We start from the raw sequence: 24,589 nt of genomic DNA on the forward strand, positions 1-24,589 counted from the left end.
CCCGGCCCGTCGGCCCCGCCGCCCCCGCCCCCCCCCCCCCCCCGGGCCGGCCCCCCCCCCCCCCCCCCCCCCCCCCCCGCCGCGGTCGGACAGACGTTTACTCGTGGGAGCTGATCACACCGCCGGAGCTGAGCACGATGTACACGCCGTTGGCGTCGAGGCCGACGTCGTGCTGGTTCGCGTCCAGCGTGGCCATGACCGAGCCGTCATTGCCGAGGATCTGCGCACGGTACCGGGCGTCGCCGGTCTTCGTGACCTTGGCCGTCCAACCGCCCGCCAGCTGGAAGGTACCCGCCCCCTGGTGTTCGCCGCCCATCCAGGAGTGGACCTCGCCGCCGAGGGTGAGCACGACGTACATGCCGTTGGCGTCGAGCCCGGCGTCGTGTCCCTTGGTCTCCAGCGTGGCCACGACCGAACCCTTGCTGACGATCTTGAGCTGGTAGCGCTGCTCGCCGAGCTTGCTGATCTTGGCCGTACTGCCGTCCGCCAAGGTCTGGGTGCGGGCTGAGGACGATGCCTTGCCCGAAGCGCCGGCCTTGGAGTCGGCCTTGGCATCAGAGTCCTGCGCTCCGCCGGAGGTGCCCGCGCTGCCGGGCTCGGAGGCGGCCGTGGTCGTGCGGTCCGCGGACTTCGAGCTGGTGTCGTCGTTGTTGCAGGCGGTCAGAGAAAGGCTGGCGGCGGCGATCAGGGCCGCGGCGGCGACGCGCAGGGTGCGACGACGGGCGGTGCGAACGGTGATGCTGGAGCTCATTTCAGGTCCCCCCGGGACAGTCGGTGTTGCCTCTTCGGTACGTCCACCACTCTGGTCGGGACCACTATCGGGAGGCTGCCGCTCCACTAACCCCCTGAACCGCGAGGCTGCCGCTGCACTAACGTCCGGCTAACACAGCGGTGGCGGGGAACCGTCGCATACGTTGCCTGTCCCCTCCCGTCCGGAAGCCCGACGGAAAGGCGACACCTTTCCGTACCCTGGCGGCATGCGCATGCGCCCCACTCTGAGCTGGGCCCCCACCGAGGATCTGCCGCCGGGCACCACGGACGTGGAGCCGATCGCCGATGCGATGAGCGCTGGCGGTGTGCTGGTGCTCAGCGGTGCGGGCATCTCCACGGAGTCAGGCATCCCTGACTACCGGGGCGAGGGCGGAAGCCTCAGCCGGCACACCCCGATGACCTACCAGGACTTCACCGCCAGCACCCACGCCCGCCGCCGGTACTGGGCGCGCAGCCACCTCGGCTGGCGCACCTTCGGCCGCGCCCGCCCCAATGCCGGACACAGGGCCGTGGCCGCGTTCGGACGGCACGGTCTGCTGTCGGGTGTGATCACCCAAAACGTCGACGGCCTGCACCAGGCCGCCGACAGCGATGGTGTCGTGGAGCTCCACGGAAGCCTGGACCGGGTCGTCTGCCTCTCCTGCGGCGCCTTCAGCCCACGCCATGAACTCGCCCGGCGGCTGGAGGAAGCCAATGCGGGCTTCGAGCCGGTGGCTGCGGGAATCAACCCGGACGGTGACGCCGACCTCACCGATGAGCAGGTCGGGGACTTTCGCGTGATGCCCTGCACGGCCTGCGGCGGCATCCTCAAACCCAATGTGGTGTTCTTCGGCGAAGCCGTACCGCCGCGGCGGGTCGAGCACTGCCGGGAGCTGGTCAGCGAAGCGACCTCGCTGCTGGTGCTGGGGTCATCGCTGACAGTGATGTCCGGACTGCGGTTCGTCCGCCAGGCGGCCCGGGCAGGAAAGCCCGTGCTGATCATCAACCGGGACCCGACCCGGGGCGATCCGCACGCCCTCACCCGGGTCGCGCTCCCCTTGGGAACGGCGCTCACCACCGTGGCCGACCGCCTGGGCCTCCCCGTGGACGGCCGGTAGACGGGCGACGGGCGGGACCTGCAACGCGCCATCACGTCACACACCTGGCGACCACGGGGCAGCGTTGCCCGGGAGGCCGTCAACGACCAGCGAGACGGCTTCCACGGCGCCGTTCGCCTCCAGCACCCTGCCGTCAGCGAACCGCACACGGTAGCGGTCCCCCCGACCGGCATGACTCCGGGCAGATCACGGCAGATGGGCGGCGCGGCCCGGCGGCTGAAGGTCAGCCAACGCATGCTCCGGCCAGGCGACAGAACACGCAGCCGCGGCTCTTCCAAGGCCACCTCGACCAGTATGTGCAGCGCGCTGTCCCCCGTACGCGCGGTGGCCTCGCGTAGCCGGCGCCACCGCACCGACGCGGCCTCCTCCTCACCTGAAAGGCTCGGCTGGGAAACCCCAGCCGAGCGCACGGTGGCATCAGGCGACACACCTGGCAGTGCGGGGCGCCGCACTCGGGTCACAGGTCGGGTTCGCCGCCCTTCACCACCTTGAGCCCCTTGGGCACGGGGGGCAGTAGGCGTTGTTCCTTGGACACGGTGGCGGGGATCCGCCGGGGGTCGGTGTAGGACAGCCGGCCGGCCGCGGTGAAGCGGAGGGCGGGGCCGTTCTTGTTCAGATTCTTGCCGGAAGGAGTCGGCCCGGCCAGGGCGGGGAGGGTGTACGTCTTGGCTTTGCGCAGCGCCTGGGACATGAAGGACGCGGTGAGTTGAGCGACCTGGTCGCGGGCCGCGGCCGGGTCGGCGACCTTGGCTGCCGGACAGTCACCGATGCCGCCGTTCTTCTCCAGCGGGATGAGGTTGGTGTTGAGCATGGCGTGGCCGGCACCGGCCAGTCGCACATCGGCAGCGACGCTCGTACGGCCGGACTTGGCCAGCGCCTTGATCGTGTCGAGGCCCGCGGCCGGGCCGGTGTCCTCGTCGCAGGCGCCACGAATGTTGAGCACGGGCACGGTATGGGGGGCCTTGCTGACTTCTTCGGCGGGCTCGATGGCGACGGTGGCGAACAGACCCGGCCGCTTGCCCCCGATGCTGTTCAGGACATATCCGCCGCCCCGGCTGTGTCCGACCAGACCGACACGGGAGGTGTCGATGCGCCCCTTGGCGCCCTTTATGGCCAGACCGTGGCTGATTCCCTTGTTCAGGTCGGCGAGCAGCTTCAGATGCGTATCGATCAGCTCCGTATAGCCCTTGGCCGGAGAGGGTTCGCCGGTGAACCACGCTTCCGCGCTTCTCACGTCGATCGATGCGGCGACGAAGCCCTTGCGGGTCAATGCCTGCACGATGTACGAGAGACCGGCGTCGTTGCGCAGGTAGTCGGGACCGGGCTTCATCGGGTCGTACTTCTCCCCTGGTTTGCCGCACACCAGGGGCCAGTGGGCGCTGACCGCGTTGCGTGCCACCCGGTCCGTCCTGCCACCGGGCCAGGCACAGGTGGGGTGCGAACCGTGGAGGACCATGACGACCGGGTGAGGGCCCGCCCCCTTGGGCATGCCCAGAACGCCGTGCACCTGGGTGGGGTTGCCCTTGGAGGTGTTCTTGATCATGCCTGGAGACAACTGGTAGGCGGTGGTGGTGGCAGTCGGCGGCACCTTCTTCCCCGCCGTGTCTTCGCTTGCCCACCCGGGCATGCCGACCGCCGTCCATCCCAGCGCGGCGGTAACAGCCATGACTGCGGGGATCCGGGCTCTGCGCATCACTCTGTGCTTGTTCCTTGCCACATGCTCTCCAACGTGAGGGAAGCCTGCGGCAGAGGTGCACTGAAGAAGGTTCTGGAGATCGCCGAGCCAGATTACGGCATGGCACCGCGCGAATCCACACGATGTCGCAGATAACGGATCCGCAAAGAGGCAGGAGATCGTGGGCACTTCGCCGTCCTCTCCACGAGAACCTTTACGAAGCAGGAGGCCAGACGGACAGAGGGATCAGCACTGCGGTTCTGGAGATCGCCGGATGGGACGACGGATCCGCAGAAGGATCGCCCCTCCGCCCCAGCCCGCGGCGGCATCAGCCAACTTCATCCGAGGAAGCCGGGTCAGCGGCCCACCCGCCAGACCCCACCTGATGGCTGTGGCGTTCGTAGCGCGACCCGCCGCTCAAGCGACTCTCCGGATGAGATCAAGTGCGTTTGGTGGCGGCCTCTCTAGGGTCCGAGCGACACAGACGTCACACCCCTGGAGGATTCGTGGCACGTTTCCCTGCTCGCCTGGCCCTGATGGGCTCGGCCGCCGTTCTCGCCGCCGGCGCCCTCATGCCCGCGCAGCTCGCCGGAGCACAACCGTCCACCGCGGCAGCCGCCTACCAGTGGGCCGCCCTGGGCGACTCCTACACCGCCGGGGTCATCCCGGCCGCGGGTGACATCTTCGAGGTGCCCCGCGACGGCTGCGAGCGCACCGACCAGTCCTACCCGCAGGTCATCGACCGCGACCTCGGCTCGTTCTTCGAGCTGACCAACGTGAGCTGCGGCGCTGCCACGATCGAGAACATCACGGACAAGGCTCAGGAGCCGATCGGCCGTCATCTGCCGCCCATCTCCGAGGACCCGGACTACCCGTTCCCCCCGGTGCCTCCCCAGTCCGAAGCGGTGGGTACCGGCACCGACGTGATCACCGTCGGGGCGGGCGGCAACACCCTCGGCTTCGCCGACATCCTCTTCCAGTGCCTGCAACTGGGCTCGGGCAGCGACGGCATGGGCACCCCGTGCCGGGACAACCTGGGCGACAGCATCCCCGGTCGGCTGGACAAGGTGAGCGGCGACTACGACAAGATGCTCTCCACGCTCCACGAGCGCGCCCCGCAGGCGAAGATCCTTGCCGTCGGCTACCCCACGGTCGTCCCCGAGGACACCTCCAAGTGCCGGTACAACGACCTGGAACAGTTCGGTCCCATCACCCAGGGCGACCTGGACTGGCTGCGTCAGGACGTCCTGGAACCCCTGAACAAGGCGATCGAGAAGTCGGCCGGTGCACATGACGAGGCCAGCTTCGTCGACCTCTACGAATCCTCCCGGAACCACAGCGTCTGCGACACCGGCAAGTGGGTGGAAGGCATCTTCACCCACGTCCCTGACCAGACGGCCTTCGTGCACCCCAACGCCCGCGGCCACCGCAACGCCGCCGATCACATCACCTCAGCGATGCTGAACGCCATCGACGTGAGCTGACCGCGTTCGGGCTCCCGGTCCGAATCCGCGATGAACTGCCTCCGGCGCCGTGGCCGGAGGCAGTTCAGCCTTCAGGGCCTACCTCCTGAGTCCGATCAACGCTCACCCGGCAGAGGGAGGGGGATCGTTCGAGCGCTCGACGCCAGGCTGCCGTCACAGGCGTGATTCTCGGCGTATGACCGCTGATGGCCGAATACCGAAACCGCCCCGGCCTACGGGGTGGCCGCGTTGGGTGAGCTGGGCAGCGATGCTCTGGGCGGTGGCCTACGCCACCTTCGGAATGGCCTGCGCACTGAGTCGGACCCCGCTGTTCCGCCTCGGCGACACCCCTGCACCTCCAGCGCTGGGGTGGGCCGTCGTGGCGATGGGGGCACTGGCGGCGACGACCTGCGTGGCCGTGGTGCGCTACGGACCGCGGCCGACGCTGCGGGCGCTGCTCCGGGTACTGTGCGGACTGACCGCCCTTGCCGCCTTCAGCCTGCTCATGGACATCATCACCTTGATGTTCGGCCAGGGAGTGGACAGTTGGGTTTCCGCAACGCATCACGCGCTCGCAGCGGCCGGAACACTCCTGCTCGCGGCCACCGCCCGCGCCGATCGCCCTCCGGCCGTCGCAAGCCTGATCCCGACACCCTCCGCTGCTCCCCGGGCGGTCCTCATCGCCGCATGTGCCGGCACGGTGGCATTTCTCCCCTACGCGGGAATGAAGTTCATCTGGGTTTCCGGCGGGACCTTCGCCGGGGTTTCCGGCGAGGAGATGCGCGCGATCTCCCAACGCAACGGCGCCTCAGGCATCTGGCTCACCCTGGAGTCCTGGGGGCTGGATGCCACCACGCTGCTTGCAGCGCTCGGCACCTTCCTCCTCTGGGGGCTGGTCCGGCCCTGGGGCCAGGTCTTCCCTCGCTGGACGCCCTTCCTGCACGGCCGCCGCGTCCCGCGGTGGCTCCCCCTGACTCCAGCCTTGATCGGTGCCGCCACCCTCGCACCGTACGGGTTGTTCGGTCTCGGCTACGCGGCCCTGGCCTCGGCAAACGCGGTGACGATGCGACGTGGCGACTTCCCCACCCCGGATGACGCGCTCCTGGTCACCTGGATCGGCATGACCGCGTTTGCCGTATTCGGACTCGCACTGACCATCGCCGCCCGCTCGTACTGGCTCCGGACGAGTGCTTGAGACAGTCCATGGACCGGGACGTCAGCGCTGGAGGGCCTCGATGAGCATCGCACCGGCCATGGCCAGGACGATCAGCCAGAACGCGATCCGCGTACGGCCCCGACGGCCCAATTCGGCGGCCACTCCACACAGCACGGCCGTCACCCCGAAGGCTGCGACGAGTGCGCCGGAACCGCCACTGCCGATCACCATGAACGCGCCCGCGACCGACGCCACCACGAGGAGCACACCCACACACACCATGGCATGGCGCGCCGAGCGCGGGGCGTTGCGCGTCCGCTCCTCGCGCAGCATCGCGCGGCGCTCGGCGGGGGTGGAGGTCGCCCAGCGCAGGGCGAAGCTCTGCTTGCGCTCGAGGTCATCATCGTGGGAAGTCGCCATGGGGCCGACAGCATAGACCTCCGTGTGACCACCGCTGCGTGCGGGTGACGGGCCGGACGGCGGCCGGCGCACGGCCGCCTGTCTCCATCGCCCCGTCTCAGCCGTCCTGTGCCGTGCCGCCGAGGATCTGCTCGCGCAGGATGTCGGCGTGACCGCAGTGCTGGGCCAGTTCGCGCAGTGTGTGGAGGTAGACCCAGCGCAGCGGCAGCGGGCCGCGGCGGTTCCCCCGCAGGACGTCGTCCAGCGTCAGTGGTGCCGTGGCCTCGCGGGACGCCTCGCATGCCTGCTGGTGAGCCCGCTGGACGGTGGCGATCGTGTCGTCGTCCTCAAGTTCGAAGGACTCGTCGGGCGAGCCGGGGATGCCGATCTCTGCGCGGGACCGGCAGGTGATCGCCTCGTCGAACCAGACCTTCTCGACGAAGATGGCGTGCTTGACCAGGCCGAGCAGGGTGGTCTTGGACGTCACCAGCGACCGGCGTGCCTGCTCTTCCGTCAGCCCGTTCAGACTGCCGCGCAGCGCGGCTCGGTGTTCATCGAGGAATGCCTCGAACTGGTCGCGGAGCGCCGCGTGGAGGACGTCGGGTTCTGCCGACGGGTGGAAGACCATGGCGCAACAATAGGCCGCCCTGCTACCGCCGTATGATCCCGCCTGAATGGAGATGAGTGGAGCGTCACCACGCCTCATCTGCCGCCCGAGTGCGCGAAGTTCAGGACGGTCACGTCCTCTTCGGACAGGCGCAGTGCGCCGACGGCCACGTTGGCGAGCAGATGGTCCAGGTTGCCCGTCCCCGGGATGCCCAGCACGTGCGGGCCCTGGTGCAGGGTCCACGCCAGCCGTACTTGCGCCGCGCTCACCCCGTGCGCCCGGGCGACGGCGAGCACTTCGGGGCTCTCGGTGCCGCTCGCGCCCGCGTCACGGCCCGCGCCGGCGATCGAGTAGAACGGCACGAACGCGACGCCCTGCTCACCGCAGGCACGTACGAACGCGTCCTGATCGGGACGTACGCCGATGCCGTACGGGTTCTGCACACACACCACGGGGGCGATGGCCTGGGCTTCGGCGAGTTGGTCTGGGGTGACGTTGGAGAGGCCCAGGTGGCGGATGAGCCCGGCGTCACGGAGTCGGGCCAGGGCGTCGAAACGCTCGGCGATCGAGTCGGTTCCCAGGACGCGCAGGTTCACGATGTCGAGGTGGTCGCGACCCAGCTGGCGCAGGTTCTCCTCGACCTGGCCGCGCAGTTGGCCGGGACCGGCGTGGGGCAGCCACTGGCCGGAGGGGTCCCGGCCGGGTCCGACCTTGGTGGTGATCACGAGATCGTCGGGATAGGGGGCCAGGGCACGGTTGATCAGTTCGTTGGCCGAGCGCAGGGAGGAGAAGTAGAACGCGGCGGTGTCGATGTGGTTCACCCCGAGCTCAACCGCTCGGCGCAGCACGCTGATGGCCCGGCCCCGGTCGCCGGGAGCGGCGTCGGGCGCGAACGCCTTCCCGTTCTGGGCCAGGCGCATGGCGCCGAAACCTATCCGGTGTACCGGCAGGTCGCCCAGTGTCCAGGTACCGGAGGCGGCGGCGGTGATGGTCTGAGAGGTCATACCCGGGATGATTTCCCTCAGGTAGGCTGCCAGGCCATTGATTAAGACATAGCTGAATCCTGGGGGTGACCGTGCAGGCGGAGCTGGCCCTTTCGGTGAGTGATCTGGTGCGGATGCGGTTCGCCGTGTCGCCGATGTGGGAGGTCGGGCCCAGTCTCCGGCTGCTGCACTCCGGCTCCGCGCATCCGGTGCACCGGACCTGGGTGGAGCAGGTGCGGCCACGGCTGACGGCCGCCGGGCTCGACTGTGGCTGGCTCGCGGAGCTCGTACCGCCCGCGGGGTACGTTCCGGACTTCCTCAACCCGGCGCCCACCCGGCCCGCCCCCACTCTGTCGGAGGAGCTGGCCGGGATCGTTGCCACGTCCGCCGCCCGGGTACGCCACGACCTCGACCGGCTGGGGCAGGAGCAGGCACGTCTCGGTCCCCGGACGCGGAGTCTGTACGCCGACCCGGCGGCCCGGCTGCCGCGGGTCGCGGAGGAGATCGAGCACTACTGGGAACTGGCGCTGGCGCCCTACTGGGCCCGGATGCAGGCGCTGCTCGAGGCCGACATCTTCCACCGGAGCCGGCAAGTCGCCGAGCATGGCGTCAGCCATCTCTTCAACGCCCTGCACCCGTCGGTGAGCTGGGACGACAATGCGCTGCGGCTGGACCGGAGACAGCGCCCACTGTCCCGCGAGGCGGCGGGCGCGGGGCTGCTGCTGATCCCCTCGGTCTTCACCGGGCCGATCCCGTTCACTCGCGTGGCCCCGCCGGAGCCGCCGCAACTGGCCTATCCGGCGCGCGGCACGGGCACACTGTGGGAAGCGCGACCCGTCACCCGGGCGGACGCCCTGTCCACCGTGCTCGGCCGCTCCCGGACGGTGCTGCTGACGGAACTGGAAACCCCGGCCTCCACCACCGAACTGGCCCAGCGCACCGGGCTCTCGGCCGCCGGGGTGTCCCAGAACCTCACCGCACTGCGCAACGCGGGGCTGGTCAGCGCCCACCGGGCGGGCCGCTCCGTGCTCTACGCCCGCACATCCGTGGCCGACTCCGTTCTCACCGCCATTCCCTGACCGAACACCGCGCCACGCCCCGTGCCCGGCCGTTCAGTGGCGAGACCGGTGCCGGTCGGCGCCCAGGCGGGCGTAGTAGTCGATGAGGTCGGGTGCGTCGACGGCGCCGGGGTTGACCACCTCCGCGGCCGGGGCTCCCTGGAGCAGGCGCTTGACCGGGACCTCGAGCTTCTTGCCGGTGCGGGTGTGCGGGATCCCGGGGACCTGGAGGATCTCATCGGGTACGTGGCGCGGCGAGGCGCCGGTGCGGATGGCCGAACGGATCGTCTCGCGCAGCGCGTCGTCCAGGACGGCGCCGTCGGCGAGGACCACGAACAGGGGCATCCAGTAGCCGCCGTCGGGTTCCTCCGCCCCGATGACGAGGGCTTCGGTGATCTCCGGGAGGCGTTCGACCACATCGTGGATGTCGGCGCTGCCCAGGCGGACGCCGTTGCGGTTGAGGGTGGAGTCGGAGCGTCCGTGCACGATGACCGAACCGTGGGAGGTGAGGGTGATCCAGTCGCCGTGCCGCCAGATCCCGGGGTAGGAGGTGAAGTAGGCCGCGTGGTAGCGGCTGCCGTCGGGGTCGTTCCAGAAGGACACCGGCATGGACGGCATGGGGCGGGTGACCACCAGCTCGCCGACCTGGTCGACGACCGGGCGGCCGTCGGCGTCGTACGCGGCCAGTGCCACGCCGAGGCTCGGGGCGGAGAGCTCACCCGCCCACACCGGCGTCGTGGAGGCGCTGCCCGCGAAGCCCGCCACGACGTCCGTACCACCGCTGCCGGAGGCCACCCTCACATGGCCGCCCACATGGTCGCGGACCCAGGGGTACGCGGAGGCCGGAAGGGCGGAGCCGGTGCAGCCGATGGCCCGGACGGACGACAGGTCGTGGACGGACGGTGTGATGCCGAACTTGGCCATGGCGAGCAGGTATTGGGGGCTGGTGCCGAAGAGGGTGACGCGGTGCCGGGCGGCCAGTTCCCACAGCAGGTCCGGCCTTCCGGGTGGGATGGGACCGCCGTCGTAGGTGCAGGCGGTGGCGCCGGTGAGGAGGGTGGAGACCACCATGTTCCACATCATCCAGTGGGTGGTGGTGTACCAGAGCAGACGGTCGCCCGGGCCGAGGCCGGAGTGCAGTCCCAGGGTCTTGAGGTGTTCGAGCAGGACGCCGCCGTGTCCATGGACGATGCCCTTGGGCAGTCCGGTGGTACCGGAGGAGAAGACGATCCAGAGGGGATGGTCGAACGGCACCGGAACACATCGCAGTGGCTCGGAGCGGCCCGCTGCCTCCGCCCAGTCGACACAATGCCCGGGACGGTCGGTGGGCCAGGGCAGGCCGACACGGTCCACCAGGATCGTGGCCTTGAGCGTGGGCAGGGCGCGGCTCAGGCTGAGGGCCTCCTCACGCCGGTCGTGGGTGGTGCCGTTGAAGAGGTAGCCGTCGGCGGCGATGAGCACGGTGGGTTCGAGCTGGGCGAAGCGGTCGGCGGCGGCCTGGGGCGCGTAGTCCTGGCCGCAGACCGACCAGACCGCGCCGAGACTGGCGGTGGCGAGGAAGGCGACGATGGCGTGCGGGGTGTTGGGCAGGTAGCCGACGACCCGGTCGCCGCGGCCGACGCCGAGTTCGCGCAGTGTCGCGGCTGTCGAGGCGACGTGGGCGCGCAGGCTCTCCCCCGTCACCTCGTAGCTCGCGCCGGTCTCGTCGAGCGCGACGACCGCGGGCGCGTCCGGGTCCAGGTTTCGCAGGGCGTGCTGGGCGTAGTTGAGGGTGGCGCCGGTGAACCAGCGCGCTCCCGGCATCTTCTCCTCGGCGAGTATCCGCTCGTACGGGGTGTCCGCCTCGATGGCGAAGTGGTCCCAGACGGCTCCCCAGAATCCTTCGAGGTCGGTGACGGACCAGTGGTGCAGGGCGGTGTAGTCGGTGGGGTCCAGACCGACACCGCGGGCGAACTCCGCGATGCGGCTGGTCGCCATCTCGTCCGGGTCGGGTGTCCAGAAGGGTTCGGGCGTGAGCATGGCCGTGTACTCCTCGTCGAGGCGGATGAGACGGTGAGGCGAGTGCGGCGGGTCAGGGGACGGACGCGGGGCCGGGGGCCAGCAACGGCGCCCAGACCGCGGTGCCGGTGAAGTCTGCGGCACCCGGCGGGACGGTGTCGAGTACGACCCGGTCGGGGCGCAGGAGTACGGCGTCGGCCCGACCCGCGCGGAGCCATGCGGCGAGGGTGTCATCGACGAGCATGACCCGTGCGCCGAGCGCTTCGGCGACGGCCCGTACGGACGGTGCCGGAGGCCGCGTGCTCAGGAGCGCGAAGCCGTCGCCGAGGACGTCGTCGAGGCGGCCGCGCACGCCACCGGCCGTGATCCAGGGCTGTGGGCAGAGTGTGCCCGCGAGGCCGCGTCCGGGCCGTGTGCGGCGTACCAGGGGGCCGGAGGCCAGGGGTGGGGCGTGGTGGGCGGCGACCTTGGCGGTCAGCCCCGGGACACGGCAGACGGCACCCAGAGCCGTGCGGCGTACGGCGGCGGCCCGGCCCCGGCCGCCCGTCATCGCCCACCCCGTGGCCACCGCGAGCCGGATCATATGCCGTGCATGGGGCGCCCGTTCTTCCTGGTAGGTGTCCAACAGGCTTTCGCCGGCGCCCTGCTGGAGGACGAGCGCGAGTTTCCAGGCCAGGTTATGGGCATCGCGCAGCCCCGCGCACAGGCCCTGTCCGATGAACGGCGGGGTCTGATGAGCGGCGTCGCCGAGCAGGAGGACGCGGCCACGGCGCCACCGGTCGGCGATCCGGGCCCGGAAGGTGTACGACGTCTGCCGGAGCACCTCGACACCCTGGAAGCCGGCCGGCACCTCCACCCACGGCGCCACCAGTTCACGCAGCCGGGCACGGCCGGGCTCCGGCGCGTCCTCGGCCAGCCGGAACTCCCAGCGGTAGCGGTCCGCGCCGATGCGCATGAAGGTGGCGGGCTGCGCCGGGTCGCACACCTGGTCCACACCTTCCCAGGTACGGACGGGGAGTTCGGTGCGTACATCGAGGACCGCCCAGCGTTCCTCGAAGCGCAGGTCCTCCATACCGGCACCGATGGCCTCACGGATGAGGCTGCCCGCGCCGTCGCAGCCGAGGACCGCGTCGGCCCACAGGTGTTCCTCGCCGTCCTCGCTTCCTGTACGGCGGAAGGTCACACGGACCGGTCCCTCCCCCTCCTGGTGGACTCCGGTCACCTCCGTTCCGCTGCGCAGTTCGCACGCGGGGTGTGCGGCCAACGCCTCACGCAGCAGCCGTTCGAGCTCGGGCTGGTCGTACAGGGTGGTCTGCGGGAAGCCGTGGTATCCGTGCGCGTCATCGCGCCGGAACTCGGCCATCACCCGGTGCCGGGCGTCCACGAGCCGCAGGCCGTTGGCGGGGCGGGCGACCGCGGCGAACTCCTCATGGATGCCCACGGCCTGGAGGATCCGGCGGGTTTCGTCGTCCATCGCCACGGCGCGCGGCAGCGGGTACGGATCCGGGTGGCGTTCCAGGACGACGGTGCGGACTCCGCGCCTGGCGAGCAGGAGTGCGGCCGTGACACCCACCGGGCCCGCGCCGACGATCACCACGGGTATGCGGGACACGGTGGTCACCCCGCGTCGCCGACCGCGGTGCGCTGCTCACCGAGGTCGATCTGTCCGTCGGGCGTGGCGATACTGGCCGTGACCACATCGCCCGTCCGAAGATAACGCGGGTTCCTGGCCTGGCTTTTGAAGAACATTCTCCACTTCACGGCGGGCGGCAGCAGCGCCGCGATCTTCTCGGCCGCCTTGGGCGGGGCAGTCAGCGCCGTGCCCCCGGGGGTTCCGGTGAGCAGCAGGTCGCCGGGGTCGAGACGCTGGAAGCGGGAGAGCAGGGTCAGCGCCTGGGCGGGGCGGACGATCATGTCGGTGAATGTGCGGTCCTGGCGCGGCTCACCGTTGACGGACAGCCTCAGCCTGAGGTTCGGCAGGTGGTCGAAGTCCTCCGAGCCGACGAGGGTGAGGTGGGGTCCGGTGGGTGTGAAGGTGGGGTACGACTTGCTCTCGTAGAACTGCCCCTTGGTCAACTGGACATCGCGGGCGCTGACGTCGTTGGTGACGACGAGCCCGGCGACGTACGAGGGCAGGTCCCGTTCGGTGACGGTGGTCCCCACGGGCAGGTGTGCGCCGATGACGAGGCCGAGTTCCACCTCGTAGTCGAGGAACCGGACATGCGGGGGCCGCAGGATGGTGTCGCCGGGACCGCTGACCGAGCCGGACGCCTTGCGGAAGAACGTGGGAGGGACCTTGTCGGTGAAGCCCGAATCTCGCGCATGGCTGCGGTAGTTGACCATCTGGGCGATGACCCGGCAGGGGGTGGTGACCGGGGCCAGCGTCACCAGGTCGGCGACGGGTGTGCCGGGCGCGTCGGAGGCAGCCGCCTCGTCCACGGCGGCCCGGTCGGCGAGCAGTTCGGCGGTGGTGACCGCCTTGGTGTCGATCCGGACGGCATGGCCGGACGGTGTCTCCCCCGGGCCGCTGGGAGCGGGACCGGGTGGCCGTACCGCCCACCAGCCGTCAGCGGTGCGCAGGACGTTGGTGCTCATGAGTTCATCGCCTTCATCAGGCCCACCAGGCGGGCGGGGTCGAGTTCGTTGTCGCCGCGCAGGGCCGTGAGCACCCCGCGGAGCTTGGCCGGAGACGGGCTGGTACCGAGGAAGTCGCGGGTGACCGGCGGTCCCCACTGGGCGAGGCCGCTGCCCGACTGGGCCGCCCAGCCCGGTTCGACATCGCGGGAGAACAGGTCGCCGTCGGCGAAGTGCTCCAGCATCAGACGGTCGGGATCGCGCCAGTAGTCGAAGAGCTGGCTGCCCTGGATATGTCTGCCGATGCCCCAACTGCGCTGGTAGCCGCGCTCGGCCAGATACTCGCCTCCCGCGGCGATCGCGTCGAGGTCGGTGACCTGGTAGGCGGAGTGGACGTAGCCGGTCCCGGGGCCCAGGTGCATGGCCAGGGTGTGGTGGTCGACGGCCACACCACCCTGGTCGCAGCGGATGAACGCCATGGTCGGGCCACGGTCGCGCTGTCCATCCAGGAAGAGGAAATCGCTGACGATCATGCCGAGTGTGTCCAGATACCAGTCCAGGGCCCGGGTGAACGCCCGCGTCTCCAGAACCACATGGCCCAGGCGCTGGATCCGGGACGGTTCACGGGGCGGACGCTGGGTGGCGTTCGTACGCGGATGACGCGTCCCGAAGTTCAGGATGAGCGGCTGCTGTTCGGGGAGGGCGGGAAGCTCCTGGCCGCAGTGCATGACGCGGACGGGGAAGCCAGAGGGGTCGAGGAGGTCGACCACCTCACCCCCGCCGGGCACCCCCGCGTCCCGGAGGGCTCGCACATCACGGCCGGTGACCCGGGCCAGACGCACCAGGTCGGACCGTTCGGCGGCCCGGAACACCGGGCCGATGAACCGGGAGGCGGTGCCCTTGCGGATCACCGTGCAGGGTGTGCCCGCACGGGTGCCACGCAGCCACAGCTCCCGGTCGGTGCGGGCGGCGATCGTGAACCCGAAGTCGCGGGCGAAGACCTCGGCCCGGTCCAGGTCGGGCTTCTCGAACTCCAGCCAGGCCAGGTCAGCCACCTTGATGACGGGGTTGCGGGCCCGGCCGGGGTGTTCGCCGCGAAGGGCGCCCCGCTCGCTGTGCAGTCCGCGGTGCGGATCCTTCCCGGACGGGGCACGGTTCTGGGCGGCGGGCCCATGGGGCAGGTCCCGCCCGCCGTGCCGGGCGTGCTCGCGGTCGTCGTGGATCACGGCCGTACTCCTCACAGGGTGCTAACGGGCGAGCAGATGGTGCAGGGCCGGCTTCAGCGCGGCGTACGGATCGTCCGCGGTGCCGGGTGAACGCCAGGCGACGACTCGGTCGGGCCGTATGAGCACCGCGCCGTCGGCGCCGTGCCCGCGCAGCCGGGTCCATGTCGAACGCGGATCGCGATAGTCACCGTCGAGGTGACCGATGCGCACGGCGTCGAGGGGCACGCCGAGGGCCGCGGCGGCCTGGGCGGCAGCGCCGATCCACGCCTGCCCGTCCTCGCCCGCGACGAGCAGCCACCGGCCGGGCCCGACCAGGTCCATCACCGGCAGCCGGGTCCCGTGCCAGTCCTCCAGCCAGGCGTGCGGGAGGGGGTGGCCGGGGCGTGCGGTGGGATGGTGGATGCGGATGGGATCGGGGTTGTCCGGGGCAGGTGAGCCATCGGGTACGACGGCAGCCGAGTCGTAGATGAAGCCGCACTCGATGTTCTGCTCGTTGAACTCCATCGACTGGCCGGCGATGGCACGTCGTACGGCCCGTGCGAACTCGGCGTCCCGCGGCTCGCCGCTCCACAGCCGGCCCATGTGGGCCCAGCCGGAGCCGGAGCCGCTGATGAGGTTGTTGGTGGCCAGGTGGTTGAGGGCGTTGTCCAGGGCCCGCTGGACGTTCGTCGAGGTGACGGGCCTGCGCTCGGTCTCGTAGGTGTCGAGGAGGGCCTCTCCCGCCTGACCCGTGATGACCGCGGCCAGCTTCCAGGCGAGGTTGTGCGCGTCCTGGACCGCGGAGTTCAGACCCAGTCCGCCGGTCGGGGGGTGGCGGTGGGCGGCGTCGCCGAGGAGGAAGACACGGCCGTCGCGGAACCGTTCGGCGACGATGCCCTCCAGGCTCCAGCGGCTGATGATGTGGATCCGGACCGGGTGGTCGCCGATCCCGAGGGCCGTGCGCATATCGGCGACCACGGACTCGTCGTCCAGGGCGCGTGCGTCATCGGCGCCGTAGTTGAGGTGGAAGACCCACTCCTCCGACTCCGGGCCCCAGCGTTCGGGACCCATCGGCACCAGCGTGCCCATCACTCCGGCCTCCGGCAGCCACAGCCAGCGGATGAGGACATGCGGATCCTTCGCCCACGCCGACAGGTCGGCGGTGATATGCAGGCTCACCATGCGGGCCACGTCGCGCATGCCCTCGGCCCGGATGCCGAGTATCCGTCCCACGGTGCGACCGCCGTCGCAACCGAGCAGGTAGCGGGCGCGCACGCGGTACTCCTGACCGGTGTCCTTGTCGAGGACCGTGGCGCTGACGCCGTCGGCGTCCTGGGTGAACTCCCTGAGCTCGTGGTGGAAGCGGACCCGGTCGGGCCCGGCGAGTTCCTCGGCACGGCGCCGGAGATGGGGTTCGAGCCTGATCTGCGGAAGATTGGTCGGCCGTTGCGGACTGGCCGCGGCCCATTCCGGGGTGGAACCGGCGGCGCCCCAGGACTCGAGCTCGGCGATACGGCGCCCGGCGTCGGGGTGGTCGCCGGCAAAGCCCGCGTACCAGCCGGAGTGCGTCATGTGCCGCGGCGGACAGCCGGACGCGTAGATGGTTTCGTCGAGGCCCAGTTCGCGCAGCGTTTCCATGGTGCGCTGGTTGAGCAGATGGGCCTTGGGCAGGATGGAGGTCCCGGGCGAGGCGCTGACCAGCAGGCTTTCCACGCCGAGCGTGCTGAGCAGCATGGACGCGGTCAGTCCGGCGCCGCCTCCGCCGACGATCAGGACGGGCACATCGACGTCGGTCATGGCTGCTCCTTGGCGAGTCGCGGGAAGAGGACGCGGGCGTCACCGGAGTCGATTCGGTCCTGGTCGGCGGCGGGCAGGGCGTCGTGGTCGTCGAGGAGAGCGGTGAAGTAGCTGACGGCGGGGTCGGGGGCGAAGGGCCAGTCGCTGCCGTAGAGCACATGGCCGGGCCGGGCGAAGGCCAGCAGGCTGGGCAGGGCGGTGGGACTGCTGGTCAGAGCGGTGTCGAAGAAGAACGAGGACAGGTCCGCGAGGAGGTCGGCCCGGTCGCGGCCGGTCTGGCCGGACAGGGCTACGGCGATGCGGTGGGCGGCGTACGGAAGGAAGCCTCCGCCGTGCGCCAGGATGATCCTCAGGTTCGGGTGGCGGCGGGGCACGTCGTGCAGGACGAGGTTCATCGCCGCCCGGGTGGTGTCCAGGAGGAAGTCGGCGGCGTACGGCGGAAGCCCGGGCATGGGCGGCGCGGGCAACTCGGTGGGGTGGACGTGCACCACGGCGGCCCGCTCGTCGAGCAGCGCCATCAGGGGCTCGTACACCGGGTCCCCCAGATAGGTACCGGCGGCGTTGGCCAGCAAGGCCACTCCGTCGGCAGCCAGTTCATCGAGTGCGTACTCCGCTTCGGCCAGGGCTCCGCCCAGGTCGGGCAGCGGCAGGGTGGCGAAGAAGCCGAACCGGTCCGGATGGTCCGCGACGCGGGCCGCGGCGTAGTCGTTGACCTGCCGCGCGACGCTCCGGGCCTCCTTGTCCTCGCCCAGGTGCACACCGGGTGTGGACAGCGAGAGCACCGCCGCCCCGATCCGCTGGGCGTCCATCAGCGCCAGGGACCGTTCCGGACTCCATTCGGGCAGCTCACGGCCACCGGCCTGGTGGATGCCGTGTCCGCGCAGCCACCGCGTGTAGGGCGGGGGCAGGAGGTGGTGATGTACGTCGATACGGCTCATCTGCAGGCTCTCCTTGCTGCGCAGCGAAGGCGCGCCGTCCACGGCGGTGGGCGGGGGCAGGGTGCGACGAGGGGCGGGGACTTACGCGGGCTTCGGGAGAGAAAGGCGAGGTGGACGGGCGCGAGCGCACCGAGCAGGAGCGCTCGCCAATGGTCCCGGCGGACTCGGCCGGCAGCCCGCCCGACCTGCCCTCTCACCCCGGGCCCTTTGAATTTCGATGAAATCATCACTGTTGATGGAGCGCTGTGTCAACAGGCCATCAATGTTGATGTGATCGTCAGATACGCGGTGTGCTCCGGTACCCTGACCTCATGCCTGATGAGCCGCCGACCCGGAGCCGGGGCACACGCTCCGGCAACCGCTTCGATCGCCGCCGGGCGCGTACCCGCGCCGCGCTGATCGGCGCGGCACGCGCCTATCTGGCGGAGGGCACGGCCACCGGGGCGAGCATCCAGGAGATCGCGGATCGCGCGGATGTCGGGTTCGGCTCCTTCTACAACCACTTCGAGAGCAAGAGCGCGCTCTTCGAGGCGGCGGTGATGGACGCGCTGGAGGAGTACGGGCAGCTGATCGACGCCGTCGTCGGTGGCCTCGAGGATCCGGCGGAGATCTTCACGGCCAGCGTGCGGATGACCCTGCGGATGATCGAGACCCATCCGGAGCTGGCGCAGGTCCTACGACGGCGGGGCCTCGAACAGCTCCACGCCGACACCGGCCTGGCTCCCCGGGCCCTGAGGGACATCGAGAAAGGGGTGGCCACAGGACGCTTCTCCGTGGAGGACCCCCGCATCGCACTGTCCGCGGTCGGCGGCTCGCTCCTCGGGCTGCTCCAGCTGGAATCCATCCGGCCCGACATCTCGGGCCCCGATGTCGCCGAGCAACTGTCGGCACTGATCCTGCGCATGCTCGGCCTGCCGCCCGACGAGGCCCGGGAAGTGGCACGACGCCCACTGCCCCTGGAGCCGCGCGACTGAGTCACATCGCCACGACGTGCGTCGCGACGGACATGACACGAGTCATGTCACGTTCTGGGGCAGCCGGCTCGTCCACGAGACGAGCAACAGCTGTCGTTCTCGCACAGATGGAGACTTTCGTGTTCGCCACCTACCTCGTGGTCACCCTCCTCACCGCGGCCGTCAACGGCCTCGCCGCCACCGCCAACTTCATCGGCCACGAGTACCCCAAGAGCCAGGCGGACAAGTTGCGCGTGCCTCGGTCCTGGATGCGCCCGCTGGGCACCCTGCTGGCGGCGGGCGCGCTGGGACTGCTGGCCGGGTTCGCCGTACCGGTGCTGGGCACACTCGCCGCCGCGGGCCTCGTGCTGTACTTCCTGGGTGCCTTGTACGCCCATCTTCGGGTCGGTGACTACCAGTTGGTCCCCTGGGCCGTGTTCTGCTGTCTCCCGGTGGCCGCCCTGGCCGTGAGCCTCGCCCACCACGGCATCTGGTGAGCCGTGGCGTGGCGCTGTCCTGACGCGTCGCTCGGTTGCCACGCCGGGCGGCAACCGACCCGTTGACGCCGGAGCTCAGCTCCACCAGACGTGGAAGTCGGTGGACAGCGACCTCAGCGCACCCAACTCGGCCGCCAGGTCGGGCGCGGACACCTCGATCGGTCGCTCCCCCACCAGCGGCGCGGAGCTGTAGATCTTGCGCAGCGAGAAATCCCAACCGGAACGGTCCCCAGGGGCGTGTCCGGCCACGACCCGCAACCGGTGCGGCTCATACCGGATCATGGCACTCTCCGCCCGCGTGGCGGCGCAGGAGTCGAACGCGGACCACAGCTGCGGATCAGTCATCCGGGCGAGCTGATCAGGGGTGAGGGTCGTCTTGTCGAGCAGTCGGCGGGCCAGGCGCCGGACCGCCGAGACCGGACCCACGTTGTCCCACGAGGTGTGCAGCCGCGCTTCCGCGCAGATGAGGTCGACGAGTGAGGCGGCGGTCCCACGGTCGGCCGACACCGCGGAGTCCTTGAGGGCGAGTCGGCCCAGCAGGACGGCGGGATCGGTATCGAGACGTCCGGCGGCCCGCCCACTGCGTACATAGGAGTCGAGATGGTCGAGATTCAGCAGGCCGGAGCGGTTGGTGAGTGGGGAGGGGGATTGCCCGCCGAGCGCGGCGACGACGGCCTCGGTGCGGATCCCGTACTTCTCCAGCACGGAACGGATCGGATCGGCCCCGAGCAGCCGCAAGCCGATGGCGTGATGGTCGAGGTCGGAGATGCCTTCGAAGGTGTGGCTCAAGGGCAGGTGGCCGATGTCATGCAACAGCGCCGCGACCCGCAGCAGTTCGCCCTCCGGACGGAAGTGCGCGACCAGCGCGAGAACACCGAGGGTGTGCTCCAGCCTGGAGTACGACTGCAAGGTGCTGATCGTCGAGGCTCCCGCGTGCGCGACGAAGTGCAGACGCCGTAGCGGTTCGGTACGCAGCAGGTCGGCTTCCACGGGGGTCAGGCGTACGGATATCCGCCACAGCGGATCGGTGAACACCCCGGACAGACCCACGACGTTGGTCGGAACAGGCCGTGCCGTGTGTTCCCCGGAGCCCTGGAGAGAAGGTGCCTCTGCGCCGCAACGACAAGACGTGCTGCGGATCCTGTACGTGGCAGCGGCAGAGGCACTTCCCCGGTGGCGAACGGTTACGTGCCGGGGTGGTCGGCCACGGTCATGACAGGATCTCGATGTATCCGTCGGTTCCGTGCACACGGATCCGCTGCCCGTCCCGGATCAGCCGGGTGGCCTGCTCCACACCCACGACGGCCGGCAGGCCGTACTCCCGGGCGATCACCGCCCCATGGGTCATCAGGCCACCCACCTCGGTCACCAGCCCCGCGATTCCGACGAACAACGGCGACCAGCTGGGGTCCGTGAAGGTCGTGACCAGGATGTCGCCCGCCTCGAGATCGGCCTCCGCCAGGTCGAGGATGACGCGGGCCCGTCCCTCGACGGTGCCGGTCGAGACCGGTAGGCCGACCAGTGCCCCGGCCGGTACGTCGTCACGCCGGTACGCACCGGTGAGGGCCTCGCCGTCCGAGGTGAGTACCCGGGGCGGTGTGAGCGCGTGGTAGGACCGGAACGCCTCCTTGCGCTGCTGGATGAGCCGGAGGTCCACCTGGTGTGAGCGCACGGCGTCGTGGAACTCCTGGAACGTGAGGTAGAAGACGTCCTCCCGCTCAGCAACCACCTCGGCCCGCACGAGGCGCTCGGCCTCTTCCATCAGGGCCCGCTTGTAGACGAAGTAGCGGCTGACGATGCCGTACTTCGGGTACTCCCGGTACCCGATGAAGGTTCGCACCCGGTCGATCATCCGCTTGGTCTCATCGGCCTTCCGGTCCCCGTCCGGCAGGGCCCGCAAGCGGTGCAGCACCTCCTGTTCCTTCTTCAGTGCCTTCTGCCGCCCTCGTTCGAAGTGCCGCTCGGCGGCGCCCGGCTCGAAGTTCCTGACGTTGTCGAGGATCACGGGCACGAGGGTGGTGGGGCTCTCGCTCCAGCGCTGTCTCGTGATGTCGATCTCGCCGACACAGCGCATGCCGTACCGGACGAGGTAGTCCTCGATGGCATCGCGCGCTTCGGCGCCGCCCGGGAGTTTCGCCAGTTCGTCCAGGAAGCCGTCGTCCTCGACTCCCTGCAGGAAGGCGACCAGCTCCGGATGCGGGCGGATCACGTCCGCGACATCGAGCAGCGCCAGTCCCATCTCCGAGGTGATGTTGTCGGGGGCGGACAGCGTGAGCGTGTCAGCCGCGTTCTTCTCGCCCAGCCACTCCTGCAATGTGTCGTTGAGCCACCACGTGGCCTCCATCCCCGCCATGATCGCCTGCATGCTCAGCGGATCACTGAGGGCGCGTTTGTGCTCCCCGAAGGCCTCCATGAGGAAGTCGAACAGCGCCGGTCCGCTCTTCGTCCGGATCTCGCGCTCCAAGGCGGCGATGGACACCCGGCTGCGCTCGATCAGCTCGGTGACGACGGCCGGGTCGGTCTCGATCGGGGCGGGCGGGCCGCCGGGCGGCGGTCCGCCGGAACTCGCGTCCGGGAGCGACGGGACGAAGCCGTCGCGGTCGAGGACCGTCTCCAGCGCGTCCCTCACCAGCGGATCGCCTCTCCCCATGATGTCCAGGAGGGCGGCGCGGCTCGCGGGCGAGGCCAGACGCCGGGTGACGTCCACGAACAGCCGCCCACCGGCCTCGTGCATCGGCACCATGGCCGTCAGCTGCCACATGGAGAGCCCCAGGGGCTTCATGGGGTCGGTCATCATCTGCTGATGGCCGACGGAGACGTAGAGGTGATTCTCCTGGTCGCCTGCTTCGGGGATGGGGAACAGTGTCGTGATCGGCCGGCTCTGGACGATCTGGAAGCCGTCGTCTGCCAGGCACCATTCGATGTCCTGCGGGCGCCCGAAGTGGGCTTCGATCCGCCGCCCGATCTCTACGAGTTCCACGACCTGCGCATCCGTGAGGGCCGGCTGCTCCTGCCGCTGCGCGTCGATCGCCACTTCCTGCGTACCGCCGGTCGGCAGGGCGTGAATGGCACGCTCCTTGGCGGCGATCGCCTTGGCGACGACTTCACCCTGTCGCACCGTGAAGACATCGGGGTTCACCAGGCCCGAGACCAGGGCCTCGCCGAGACCGAAGCCGGCGTCCACGGTGGCGACCTTCCGGTTGCCCGTCACGGGGTCGGCCGTGAACAGGATGCCGGAGGCATGCGGGAAGACCATCTGCTGCACGACCACGGCCATCTGGACCGTACGGTGGTCGATGCCGTTCCGTCGGCGGTAGGTCACGGCCCGCTCGGTGAACAGCGAGGCCCAGCACCGGCTGATGCGCTGGAGGATCGCCTCCTCCCCCACGACATTCAGGTAGGTGTCCTGCTGGCCGGCGAAGGAGGCCGTCGGCAGATCCTCCGCCGTCGCGCTGGAACGCACGGCGTAGGCGGCCTGCTCGTCGGCCTGGGCGAGCGCGCGGATGATCGCCGCCGCCAGATCACCCGGGATGGTGATCCCTTCGATGGTCCGGCGGATCTGCGCGCTGAGCGTGCGGATCACCTCCCGGTCCTCCGGGTTCACACGCGACAACTGGTCGAGCCGATCGCCGATCGACGGCGCCGCTTCCGCCATGACCCGCCGGAAGGCGTCCGTCGTCACACAGAAGCCGGCCGGCACCCGGATGCCATCGATCCGTGACAGCCCGCCCAGATGCGCGCCCTTGCCACCGACGACCGCGAGCTGCGCCTCGTCAACCTCTTGAAGATCACACACGTACTGCTCGATCATCGCGATACCTCCGAGGCAGTCGTGTTCCCTTGCGCTGCACCGGCCGATCGCATCACCGGCGCCACCGGCTCCGTCGAACCGCTTGTCATGCCCCTTGTCAGGCCCGTCCTCATCGCCGCCATACATCGACAACACACGCCCGTCGTGCCCCCCAATTTCCGCAGGTTGTGGCTTCGGCCGACGATTTTGCGTCACCACCCGGGCCTTGCCGCAAGCCCCCCAGTGCGCTATACATTAAGAGTGGCAAGGAGAGAGCTCTCCTTGCCTTTGCTTTTGCCGAGCGCTGGAGCCGGCAGGCTCCGCTCACGAAGAGACGGCGCGCCTGTTATAGGCAAGGCCCGGACGTGGCACCGAACCGGAATCCCCGCGACCACTCGCGCCCTGCGCCCATTCCCCGCCTGTCAACATTGCCGCGTCACCCCGCCGGGTGAAATCCAGGGACCTATCGATGAACGTCCGGCATGTGACCCTATTCGGCCTCGATACCGGTGATGGCCGCCTCACCCATCGGGGCCGTCCGCTCGGTACGCCCGGCGTCGAGGAGAGCGCTCGAGGCGATCTCCCGCGCGTTTAGTTCGGCCTCGGTGCTGTTGCCCGCCTCGACTTCGAGACGGACGGTGAAGGTCGAGTTCTCGGTGTCGACGGTCAGCACATCCAGCTCGGCCGCCGGCTCGAAATCGGTGCGGCTGGGGTCGGCGGGCCGCAGGCCCTTCATGAGCGTGGCGCGCTCCTGGTCGGTCAGAGGTGTGGTGAACGTGCCGGGGAGGGTGACGACGAAGGTGGTCATACGGCCAACTGTAGTGCGTGGACACCGCCGTCCATCCGCCGTTCCACAGGGCTCACCGTCGGCTCCGCGGCGTGGCCTCGCCGTGGGCCGTGACCACCGCGGTCGGTCGCCCCGGCCTCCTCCATCCCGCCCGTCCCGGCCAGTTCACCAGCAGCCGCGGCGGTCATGTTCCGTGAACTCCCATCAGGCCGAATCAGCGGAACGAGCGGCTACCACAGGAATCGCGTTCGCCGCGTGAATCCACAAAGCCGTCGGCCATCCGCGGGAATCCGTGGCCCGGCCGGGCAGTGGAGCTCCATAGCGCTGGATGGGTGAACGGGACAGAACTCCCGAATCCTCCGCTGACGATCTTCGTTGTGAAGACGTCCCCGAATTCACGGACAAACATACGGAGGTTTCCAGTGAACATCGGCAAGAAGGTCTTCCTCGGTGCCGCGGCCGGCGCTCTGATCATCGGCAGTGCGGCCAGTGCCTCGGCCTACGGCAACAGCGCGCCCACCAGGGCCAGCCACTGTGACACGACCGTGGGCGACGTCGCCACGGTCGGTGGGGTGGCGCCGACCGGCGATGTGAACATCGGTGCCGAATGCGTCAGCACCGGCTCCGCCGATCTGCAGGCCAACCAGTGCGACACCACGACCGGTGTGATCGCCCCGGTCGGGGTGGCGGCTCCGACGGGTGACATCAACATCGGTTCCAAGTGCGCCAACCTCGCCGGTGACGGGCTGCTCCACCACTGACCAGCGCCTTTGAGCGGCGGGGGGGGGGCGGCCCCCGGGCCGGCCGGCGCGGCCGGGGGGGGGGGGTGGGGGCGGGGGGG

At 70.0% G+C, this 24,589-nt stretch carries 21 protein-coding genes and 1 pseudogene; 7 read left to right on the top strand and 15 right to left on the bottom strand.

The features are described 5' to 3' along the window. Window positions 1–97: 97 nt before the first annotated feature. Window positions 98–751 carry a hypothetical protein gene (locus tag NMK44_RS33940; RefSeq protein ID WP_254750391.1) on the bottom strand — a complete coding sequence of 218 codons (654 nt, stop codon included), beginning with the start codon at window positions 749–751 and terminating at the stop codon, window positions 98–100. A 226-nt stretch (window positions 752–977) separates the two neighbouring features. Between NMK44_RS33940 and NMK44_RS33945 the strand changes: the two genes are divergently transcribed. Next, on the top strand, window positions 978–1,868 hold the full coding sequence (locus tag NMK44_RS33945; protein WP_254750393.1) for an NAD-dependent protein deacetylase: 891 nt from the start codon (window positions 978–980) through the stop codon (window positions 1,866–1,868). Window positions 1,869–2,017: 149 nt separating this feature from the next. On the opposite strand, the pseudogene NMK44_RS42805 reads toward NMK44_RS33945, so the two are convergent. Continuing rightward, window positions 2,018–2,329: pseudogene (locus tag NMK44_RS42805) on the bottom strand (DUF6193 family natural product biosynthesis protein); the annotation flags it as partial. Beyond that, on the bottom strand, window positions 2,326–3,534 hold the full coding sequence (locus NMK44_RS33950; protein WP_254750395.1) for a dienelactone hydrolase family protein: 1,209 nt from the start codon (window positions 3,532–3,534) through the stop codon (window positions 2,326–2,328). The gene NMK44_RS33950 and the pseudogene NMK44_RS42805, both read right to left, overlap by 4 nt. Window positions 3,535–4,049: 515 nt before the next feature. Here NMK44_RS33950 and NMK44_RS33955 point away from each other — a divergent pair. After that, window positions 4,050–5,027 (top strand): SGNH/GDSL hydrolase family protein, encoded by a 978-nt coding sequence (locus NMK44_RS33955; protein WP_254750397.1) that lies wholly within the window; start codon window positions 4,050–4,052, stop codon window positions 5,025–5,027. A 259-nt stretch (window positions 5,028–5,286) separates the two neighbouring features. After that, on the top strand, window positions 5,287–6,201 hold the full coding sequence (locus NMK44_RS33960) for a hypothetical protein (RefSeq protein WP_254750399.1): 915 nt from the start codon (window positions 5,287–5,289) through the stop codon (window positions 6,199–6,201). 21 nt (window positions 6,202–6,222) lie between these two features. On the opposite strand, the gene NMK44_RS33965 is transcribed toward NMK44_RS33960, so the two are convergent. From NMK44_RS33965 to NMK44_RS33975, 3 genes are all read right to left on the bottom strand, one after another. Further along, on the bottom strand, window positions 6,223–6,582 hold the full coding sequence (locus tag NMK44_RS33965; RefSeq protein ID WP_254750401.1) for a hypothetical protein: 360 nt from the start codon (window positions 6,580–6,582) through the stop codon (window positions 6,223–6,225). Between the two features lie 97 nt (window positions 6,583–6,679). Next, complete coding sequence (locus NMK44_RS33970) at window positions 6,680–7,189, bottom strand: DinB family protein (RefSeq protein WP_254750403.1); 510 nt, start codon at window positions 7,187–7,189, stop codon at window positions 6,680–6,682. A 74-nt stretch (window positions 7,190–7,263) separates the two neighbouring features. Next, window positions 7,264–8,172 carry an aldo/keto reductase gene (locus tag NMK44_RS33975; protein ID WP_254750405.1) on the bottom strand — a complete coding sequence of 303 codons (909 nt, stop codon included), beginning with the start codon at window positions 8,170–8,172 and terminating at the stop codon, window positions 7,264–7,266. A gap of 71 nt (window positions 8,173–8,243) precedes the next feature. On the opposite strand from NMK44_RS33975, the gene NMK44_RS33980 reads away from it, so the two are divergent. Next, window positions 8,244–9,230, top strand: coding sequence for an ArsR/SmtB family transcription factor (locus tag NMK44_RS33980; protein ID WP_254750518.1), 987 nt, complete (start codon window positions 8,244–8,246; stop codon window positions 9,228–9,230). 33 nt (window positions 9,231–9,263) lie between these two features. Here NMK44_RS33980 and NMK44_RS33985 read toward each other — a convergent pair whose 3' ends face one another. From NMK44_RS33985 to NMK44_RS34010, 6 genes are all read right to left on the bottom strand, one after another. Next, entirely contained in the window at window positions 9,264–11,228 is a 1,965-nt protein-coding gene (locus NMK44_RS33985) for an acetoacetate--CoA ligase (RefSeq protein ID WP_254750407.1), read from the bottom strand. A gap of 52 nt (window positions 11,229–11,280) precedes the next feature. Further along, the gene (mhpA, locus tag NMK44_RS33990; protein WP_254750409.1) at window positions 11,281–12,828 is read right to left on the bottom strand and encodes a bifunctional 3-(3-hydroxy-phenyl)propionate/3-hydroxycinnamic acid hydroxylase MhpA; all 1,548 of its coding nucleotides are present in this window, start codon (window positions 12,826–12,828) and stop codon (window positions 11,281–11,283) included. Further along, on the bottom strand, window positions 12,825–13,802 hold the full coding sequence (locus tag NMK44_RS33995) for a fumarylacetoacetate hydrolase family protein (RefSeq protein WP_254750411.1): 978 nt from the start codon (window positions 13,800–13,802) through the stop codon (window positions 12,825–12,827). The genes mhpA and NMK44_RS33995 overlap by 4 nt, the downstream gene beginning before the upstream one ends. After that, window positions 13,799–14,902, bottom strand: coding sequence for a VOC family protein (locus tag NMK44_RS34000; RefSeq protein WP_308358685.1), 1,104 nt, complete (start codon window positions 14,900–14,902; stop codon window positions 13,799–13,801). The genes NMK44_RS33995 and NMK44_RS34000 overlap by 4 nt, the downstream gene beginning before the upstream one ends. 126 nt (window positions 14,903–15,028) lie before the next feature. Next, window positions 15,029–16,783 (bottom strand): FAD-dependent monooxygenase, encoded by a 1,755-nt coding sequence (locus NMK44_RS34005; protein ID WP_254750413.1) that lies wholly within the window; start codon window positions 16,781–16,783, stop codon window positions 15,029–15,031. Then, window positions 16,780–17,721 carry an amidohydrolase family protein gene (locus NMK44_RS34010; RefSeq protein ID WP_254750416.1) on the bottom strand — a complete coding sequence of 314 codons (942 nt, stop codon included), beginning with the start codon at window positions 17,719–17,721 and terminating at the stop codon, window positions 16,780–16,782. Before NMK44_RS34010 ends, NMK44_RS34005 begins: the two co-directional genes overlap by 4 nt. Before the next feature lie 311 nt (window positions 17,722–18,032). Here NMK44_RS34010 and NMK44_RS34015 point away from each other — a divergent pair, with 311 nt between their 5' ends. Beyond that, window positions 18,033–18,695 (top strand): TetR/AcrR family transcriptional regulator, encoded by a 663-nt coding sequence (locus NMK44_RS34015; protein ID WP_254750418.1) that lies wholly within the window; start codon window positions 18,033–18,035, stop codon window positions 18,693–18,695. Window positions 18,696–18,814: 119 nt separating this feature from the next. Next, complete coding sequence (locus NMK44_RS34020; protein WP_254750522.1) at window positions 18,815–19,171, top strand: DoxX family protein; 357 nt, start codon at window positions 18,815–18,817, stop codon at window positions 19,169–19,171. A 75-nt stretch (window positions 19,172–19,246) separates the two neighbouring features. Here the strand turns inward: NMK44_RS34020 and NMK44_RS34025 are convergent, their stop codons facing one another. The 3 genes from NMK44_RS34025 to NMK44_RS34035 all read right to left on the bottom strand — a co-directional run bounded on the left by NMK44_RS34025 (window position 19,247) and on the right by NMK44_RS34035 (window position 23,769). Further along, entirely contained in the window at window positions 19,247–20,221 is a 975-nt protein-coding gene (locus tag NMK44_RS34025; RefSeq protein WP_254750420.1) for an HD domain-containing protein, read from the bottom strand. A 160-nt stretch (window positions 20,222–20,381) separates the two neighbouring features. Then, the gene (rph, locus tag NMK44_RS34030; RefSeq protein ID WP_254750422.1) at window positions 20,382–22,982 is read right to left on the bottom strand and encodes a rifamycin-inactivating phosphotransferase; all 2,601 of its coding nucleotides are present in this window, start codon (window positions 22,980–22,982) and stop codon (window positions 20,382–20,384) included. Between the two features lie 469 nt (window positions 22,983–23,451). Then, on the bottom strand, window positions 23,452–23,769 hold the full coding sequence (locus NMK44_RS34035; protein ID WP_254750424.1) for a DUF6204 family protein: 318 nt from the start codon (window positions 23,767–23,769) through the stop codon (window positions 23,452–23,454). A gap of 401 nt (window positions 23,770–24,170) precedes the next feature. Between NMK44_RS34035 and NMK44_RS34040 the strand changes: the two genes are divergently transcribed. Further along, window positions 24,171–24,509: a hypothetical protein gene (locus NMK44_RS34040; RefSeq protein ID WP_254750426.1), complete on the top strand. Its 339-nt coding sequence runs from the start codon at window positions 24,171–24,173 to the stop codon at window positions 24,507–24,509. The last annotated feature ends 80 nt before the right edge of the window (window positions 24,510–24,589 follow it).

Source organism: Streptomyces cucumeris, from assembly GCF_024295805.1.
Classification (GTDB): domain Bacteria; phylum Actinomycetota; class Actinomycetes; order Streptomycetales; family Streptomycetaceae; genus Streptomyces; species Streptomyces cucumeris.